Genomic DNA, 6445 nt, shown 5'->3' with positions numbered 1-6445 from the left:
CCCCTTTTCCCGCGCCCCGCCCTCGCCCTCGCCCTGATCAACACCACTCCCCCGAAATGGCGGGGTCGGCGCCCCTCGGATGCCGCCACTTCGCCGAGCTGGAGTTGACCATGCCGCCCCCGGGGGGCGGGTGGAACGCCATGGGTGTCAAAACGGGCCGGAGACACCCGTGGTGTTCCACCCGGGCGGGCGTCAGCGGGTGGGGGTGAGCAGGCGGCGGTAGAGGGCGTCGAGGCGTTCGGCCTGCGCCTCCCACGTCCACCCCGGGAGCGGGGAGTCCTCACCCTCGTACGCGGCGCGGTAACGGGCCGGATCCGCGAGCACCGCCCGCACCGCGCGGGCCAGGTCGGCGGCGTCGCGGGCACGGAACACCTCGCCCTGCCCGGTGGCGCGGACCGTCTCGGCCATGGTGCGGACGTCGCTGACCACGATCGGCAGCCGCGCGTGCGCGTACTCGAAGAACTTGGTGATCAGCGCGATCTCGTGGTTGGGCCAGTGGTGCAGCGGGATCAGCCCGATGTCGGCGGTGGCGAGGAACGCGACGAGCTGGCGATGCGGCACGTACGGCAGCACGTGCACCCGGTCGCCCACCCCGTGCCGGGCCGCGCGGGCGACGACCTGGCGGACGTAGGCGGCGGCCGGGTCGGCGACGACAAGCGCCAGGTGTACGCCGGGCAGCAGCGGCAACGCCTCGACCACCGTGTCCACGCCGCGCTGCACCGCCATCGCCCCGCTGTAGACCAGCAGCGGCGTGTCCGGTGGCAGACCGCAGCGCTTCCGCAGATCGGGAGCGGATGTCTCCGTGGTGGCGGCGATCGGGGCGTTGAGGATCACGGTCGGGCGTTCGGGCAGGTCGTGGTCGCGTACCAGCAGGTCGGCGAGCGTGTCGGAAACCGTGACGACCGCGTCGGCGTGACCGACGTACTCGCGGACGTAACCGAGGTGGGCGGGCAGCCAGCGGGCGTTGTCCCGACGCGGCCGCGCCCCGGGCAGCCACTCGTGCGCGTCCCAGACCAGCTTGACGTCACGTCCGGCGGCGCGGGCGCGGTCGACGGCGCGGGCGGCCACGCCGAGCATCCGGAAGTCGTGCGCGTGGATCAGGTCGGGGCGCAGGTCGTCGACGACCGGTCCGGCGACCCGTTCGTAGTCCCAGAGGCCCGGCTCCAGCCGCCGCCAGGCCCCGTCGCGCAGCCGGGCCCGCCAGAAACGGACCTCGGCGTGCTCGACGGGCCGGCGGGCCAGCCGCGCCGCGCGCAACGGCAGTCCGCCCCGGGCCAAGAGCCGAGCCCGCAGACCGGACACGCCGCGCAGCCCGGACACCCCACGCAGGCCGGAGCCGTCGCGCGAACCAGCGTCACGGCCCGAAGCGGAGGCGCCGCCGCGCGGGCTGGAGAGGACGGCCGATGCGGCGGCGGGTGGAGTGGCGCGAGCGTCGGCGAGCGGGAGGACGCGTACCTCGGCGTCGCCGAGCCGCCAGCGGCGTTCGGCGTCGACGTGGGCGCAGCCGATCAGCGTGACGTCCCAGCCGGCGTCGGCGGCCGAGCGGGCCGCCTTCTGCACCCGCGAGTCACCCTCGACCGCGTTGTCGACGAGCATGACCACGCGCCGCATCGGCGTTCCACCCCTTCACCCGTACGCCCGGACGGGCGCGAGTGTACGGGGACGCGGGGCTGTCACGACGGCCGCGAAAACCGCTCTGAGCTGCGAAGACGCCGACTGTGCAGCGGCTGGTCAGGTGCCGGCCGGTGGAAGTTCACCGGCCGTGCACCGAACGGCCCGGTCAGGCCGTGCCGGAGGAGACCAGCGGGGCCGGGGCGACCGGCTGCCGGCTGTCGTTGCGGTTGGGCAGCGACAGCCGGATGACCTTCCACCACGCGGACGCGACCTGCTTGGGCAGCGGGCCGGTGGTGTAGTGCAGGCCGTACCTGTCGAACAGCGCGCGTACCTGCGGCGCGATCTCCTGGTAGCGGTTGCTGGGCAGGTCGGGGAAGAGGTGGTGCTCGATCTGGTACGACAGGTTGCCGGTCATGATGTGCAGCAGCCGGCTGCCGCTGATGTTGGCCGAGCCGAGCATCTGGCGCAGGTACCACTCGCCGCGCGTCTCGCCCTCGATGGAGGTCTTCTCGAACGTCTCGACGCCGTTGGGGAAGTGCCCGCACATGATCACCGAGTGGCTCCACACGTTGCGCAGCAGGTTCGCGGTGAACGTGGCGGCGAGCGTGGTCAGGAACGAGGGGCCGGACAGCAGCGGGTGCACCACGTAGTCCTTGAGCACCTGACGGCGGATCTTGCGGCCGACGGCGCGGGCCTTGGCCCGGAACTTCGGGTCCTTGAGCTTGCGCTGCTTGAGGTGGTCGCCGAGTTCCATGTCGTACGCGGCGATGCCGTACTCGAAGAACATGGCGTTGATCAGGTTCCACAGCGGCTGGCCGAGGTGCATCGGGTGCCACGGCTGGTCCTCGTCGACGCGCATGATGCCGTAGCCGAGGTCGTTGTCCTTGCCGACGACGTTGGTGTAGCGGTGGTGCAGCTCGTTGTGCGACTGCTTCCACTGGTCGGCCGGGGAGACGTGGTCCCACTCCCAGGTGGTGGAGTGGATCTTCGGGTCGCGCATCCAGTCCCACTGGCCGTGCAGGACGTTGTGCCCGATCTCCATGTTCTCCAGGATCTTGGCGACCGTGAGGCCGGCCGTGCCGACGATCCAGGCCGGCGGGAACAGCGAGAACAACAGCACCGCGCGACTACTCATCTCCAGTGTCCGCTGGGTCTTGACCACCTTGCGGATGTAGCGGGCGTCCCGCTCCCCCCGGTCGGCGAGGACCCGGTCCCGGATCGCGTCCAACTCCTTGCCGATGATCTCGATGTCCTCGGCGCTCAGGTGGGCGATCGGGTTGACGGCCTTCTTCTGGATGACGGTCACGTGGGTGGCTCCTGTCAGAGATCGATGTCGCAGGTACCGGCGGCGGCCGACACGCACGTCTGGACGAGCACGCCGTCCCCCGGTACGGCAGTGGTGACGTCGCCGTTGCGCAGGTCACGGACGGCGCCCTGGCGCAGCGGTACGACGCAGCCGAAGCAGATGCCCATCCGGCACCCGGAAGGCATCAGCACTCCGGCGTTCTCCCCCGCGTCGAGCAGGGTGGTGGCGCCGTCGGACTCGACTGTCACCCCTGCTCCGGTGAAGGTCACCGTGCCTCCCTCGCCCGGCGTGATCACCGTCGGGCGGAACCGCTCGGTGTGCAACCGTTCGACGAGGCCGTTCGAGGACCAGTACCCCTCGGCCGCGTCGAGCATGCCGATCGGGCCGCAGGCCCACGCCTCGCGGTCGAGGTGGTCGGGCACCAGGGCGGCGAGTTCGGCGACGTCGAGCAGGCCGTCGGTGTCGGTGTGCCGCTCGACCAGCCGCAGCGCGCCGCGGTCGGCGAGCGCGCGCAGTTCCGTACCGAAGATGACGTCGTCGCGGGTGGGCGCGGAGTGCACGAGCACCACGTCGGCCCGGTCGGCCAGCCCGGAGCGCAGCATCCCCATGACCGGGGTGATGCCGCTGCCGGCGGTGAGGAACAGGACCCGCTCGGGCGTCGCGCTCGGGAGCACGAAGTCGCCCTGTGCCTGGTCGAGGTGGATCAGCGTGCCGGGCCGGAGCCGGCGGACGAGGTGGTTGCTGACCTTGCCGTCGGGGATGGCCTTCACGGTGACGCTGATCCGGCCGTCGGGGGCGTCCGGCGCGGAGGTGACCGAGTACGCGCGCCACTGGCGCACGCCGTCGACGTCGACGCCGAGGCGGATGTACTGCCCGGGCAGGTGGCCCTGCCAGGCGCGGCCGGGCTGGATCACCAGCGTGGCCGCGTCCCGGGTCTCCGGGCGGACGGCGACGATCCGGCCGCGCAGCGGGGCGCCGGCGCGCAGCGGCGCGATCAGGTCGAGGTAGTCGTCGGGCAGCACCGGCGTGGTGACCGTTCCGGCCAGCCGCAGCAGCCTGTCCCGGAAGGTGACCTTCTGAGGGCGGCGGGAGGCAGTTGTGGTCATATGACCAGCGTGACCGCCCGATCGCATAACATCTTGACCAGCAAAGGTGAAAAGGTCGCGGGTTTTTGTTCGGAGGGAACAACATGACGTTGGAGGCCGGCACTGGGCAGCGCGCCGCGCACCTCAACCTCGAGGCCGGCATGGCCGCGACGCTGCGCGACCGGCTGCCGATGGTCGCCGAACGGACCGTCTCCGCGATCACCGCCGAGGTGCCGGACTACTCCGGCGCGCTCACCGGCGCCATGCGGGCGAAGATCGAAAACGCGGTACGCATCGCGCTCGGCACGTTCCTCCAGCTCATCGAGGGTACCCAGGCGTTCGACCCGAGCACTCCCCTGGCCCCGGCGCTGGAGGCCGCGTACGCGCTGGGCAGCGGTGAGGCCCGCTCGGGGCGCAGCATGGACGCGCTGCTGGCCGCGTACCGGGTGGGCGCCCGGGTGGCCTGGCGTGAGGTGTCCACCACGACGGTGCGCAGCGGGCTCGCCGCCGAGACGGTGGCCGAGTTCGCTGAGTTGATGTTCGCGTACATCGACGAGCTGTCCGCGGCGAGCGTGGCCGGGCACGCCGACGAGCTGGCCAGCGCCGGCCGGATGCGCCGCCGCAGCCTGGAACGGCTCACCCAGCAGCTGCTGGCCGGTGAGCCGGAGGAGTCGCTGCGGCGCAGCGCGGAGCGCGCCGACTGGCCGCCGCCGCAGACTCTGACGGTGGTGCTGCTGCCCCGCCGGCACCTGCGCGCCGTTCTGGCGCTGCTCAGCCCGCACACGCTGGAGAGCGGCGAGGACCTGCCCGGCATGAACCCGGTCGAGGAGCTGGCCGTACTGCTGGTGCCGGACATGCACGGCGGCCGGCGCCGCCAGCTCACCCGGCTGCTGCACGGGCACCGGGCGGTGCTCGGCCCGGCCCGCCCCTGGCACCGGGTCGCCGCGTCGTACCAGCGGGCCACCCGGGCGCTCGCGCTCGGCCTCGGCGAGCCGGACGCCGGACCGGTCGACACCGAGCGTCATCTGGCCACGCTGCTGCTCAGCATGGACCCGGAGGCCCTGGCCGACCTGCGCGCGCAGGCCCTCGCGCCGCTGGCCGCGCTGCCCCCGGCCACCGCGCACCGGCTGGCCGAGACGCTGCGGTCGTGGCTGCTGCACCAGGGACGCCGCGACGACGTGGCCGCCGACCTGTTCGTGCATCCGCAGACCGTCCGCTACCGGATGGGCAAGCTCCGTGAGCTGTTCGGCGACCGGCTGCTCGACCCCGCCGCCGTCCTCGACCTCACGATCGCGCTGGCCGTACCCCCGGAGCCGGACGCCGCCTGACGCCGCGCCGGGGCGCACGGCCCGGTGCGGCCGGGACCTCCGGCCCTGTCCGACGCCGACGGCGGCGGGCAGGGTCGGAAGGGGACGAGCAACCAGGAGGGCCGCCATGACCAGCACACCGACCCGCACCGGCCAGGACCCGAGGGTACGGGTGCTCGAGGCGGCCGCCCGGCAGTCCCTGCACGCCCCGTCGGTGTTCAACACCCAGCCCTGGCGCTGGCGGATCACCGCGGACGCGCTGGAGCTGCACGGCGACCCGGATCGGCAGCTCACGCACACCGACCCGGACGGCCGGTTGCTGATGCTGAGCTGCGGCGCCGCCCTGCACCACGCGCGCGTGTCGCTGGCGGCGTTCGGCTGGGCGGCGGTGGTCGAGCGGCTGCCCGACCCGTCCGACCCGTCGTTGCTGGCCCGGATCCGCACGACCGGCCCGATCGACCTGGACGTGCCGGCGGGCCGGCTCGTCGACGCGATCCCGCGCCGCCGCACCGACCGGCGGGCGTACGGCGACCGGCCGGTGCCGGAGGCGGTGCTGGCCCGGCTCGGTGACGCCGTCGAGGCAGAGGGCGCCCACCTGCACGTGGTCCGGCCGGACCAGATGCCGATGCTCGCCGTGTCCACCGGCCGCGCCGCCGAGGCGGAGCTGGCCGACCCCGCGTACCGGGAGGAGCTGAACCGGTGGACCAACCGGCCGGCGGGCAGCGGCGACGGAGTGCCCGCAGCCACCGCCGTGCGGCCCTCCCCACGGCGGGTGCCGCTGCGCGACTACGCGCCCGGCGGGGCGGCCGGCCTCAGCGCGGGCACGGACTTCGACCGCGGCGCGGCGTACCTGATCCTGTTCGGTGAGGACGACGAGCCGGCCGCCTGGCTGCGCGGCGGCGAGGCGCTGTCGGCGCTGCTGCTCACCGCCACCGCCGAAGGGCTGGCCAGCGCGCCGCTCAGCGACGCCGTCGAGCTGGCCTGGCCGCGCCGGATGATGCGTGACCTGCTCGCCGGCATCGGCAGCCCGTACCTGATCGTGCGCGTCGGCTGGGGCCCGGAGGCCGAGCTGCCGCCGGCGCCCCGCCGCGCGCCGGGCGACGTCATCGAGGTGGTGGACTGACTCCGGCGGC

5 protein-coding genes are annotated in these 6445 nt (G+C 73.6%); 2 read left to right on the top strand and 3 right to left on the bottom strand.

Annotated elements, in window-relative coordinates; translation table 11 throughout:
• Positions 1 to 192 precede the first annotated feature (192 nt).
• The 3 genes from BAW75_RS22330 to BAW75_RS22320 all read right to left on the bottom strand — a co-directional run bounded on the left by BAW75_RS22330 (position 193) and on the right by BAW75_RS22320 (position 4026).
• Positions 193 to 1596 (bottom strand): glycosyltransferase family 4 protein, encoded by a 1404-nt coding sequence (locus BAW75_RS22330; RefSeq protein WP_167435603.1) that lies wholly within the window; start codon positions 1594 to 1596, stop codon positions 193 to 195.
• A 184-nt stretch (positions 1597 to 1780) separates the two neighbouring features.
• Complete coding sequence (locus BAW75_RS22325) at positions 1781 to 2920, bottom strand: fatty acid desaturase family protein (RefSeq protein WP_043324718.1); 1140 nt, start codon at positions 2918 to 2920, stop codon at positions 1781 to 1783.
• 14 nt (positions 2921 to 2934) lie between these two features.
• Positions 2935 to 4026, bottom strand: coding sequence for a ferredoxin reductase (locus BAW75_RS22320; protein WP_104114801.1), 1092 nt, complete (start codon positions 4024 to 4026; stop codon positions 2935 to 2937).
• An 83-nt stretch (positions 4027 to 4109) separates the two neighbouring features.
• On the opposite strand from BAW75_RS22320, the gene BAW75_RS22315 reads away from it, so the two are divergent.
• Entirely contained in the window at positions 4110 to 5333 is a 1224-nt protein-coding gene (locus BAW75_RS22315) for a PucR family transcriptional regulator (protein ID WP_043324720.1), read from the top strand.
• Positions 5334 to 5439: 106 nt separating this feature from the next.
• The gene (locus BAW75_RS22310; RefSeq protein ID WP_104114800.1) at positions 5440 to 6435 is read left to right on the top strand and encodes an Acg family FMN-binding oxidoreductase; all 996 of its coding nucleotides are present in this window, start codon (positions 5440 to 5442) and stop codon (positions 6433 to 6435) included.
• Positions 6436 to 6445 lie beyond the last annotated feature (10 nt).

The sequence above is a fragment of the Micromonospora chalcea genome (genome assembly GCF_002926165.1).
In the GTDB taxonomy this organism is placed as follows: domain Bacteria; phylum Actinomycetota; class Actinomycetes; order Mycobacteriales; family Micromonosporaceae; genus Micromonospora; species Micromonospora chalcea.
The sequence above is the reverse complement of the archived record's forward strand: the minus strand, read 5'-3'. Positions and strand labels throughout refer to the sequence as shown.

What these genes read in the sequence shown, in the direction of transcription:
- BAW75_RS22315 (WP_043324720.1), top strand. Translation starts at nt 4,110, where the DNA reads ATGACGTTGGAGGCCGGCACTGGGCAGCGCGCCGCGCACCTCAACCTC.
- BAW75_RS22330 (WP_167435603.1), bottom strand. Translation starts at nt 1,596, where the DNA reads ATGCTCGTCGACAACGCGGTCGAGGGTGACTCGCGGGTGCAGAAGGCG.
- BAW75_RS22320 (WP_104114801.1), bottom strand. Translation starts at nt 4,026, where the DNA reads ATGACCACAACTGCCTCCCGCCGCCCTCAGAAGGTCACCTTCCGGGAC.
- BAW75_RS22310 (WP_104114800.1), top strand. Translation starts at nt 5,440, where the DNA reads ATGACCAGCACACCGACCCGCACCGGCCAGGACCCGAGGGTACGGGTG.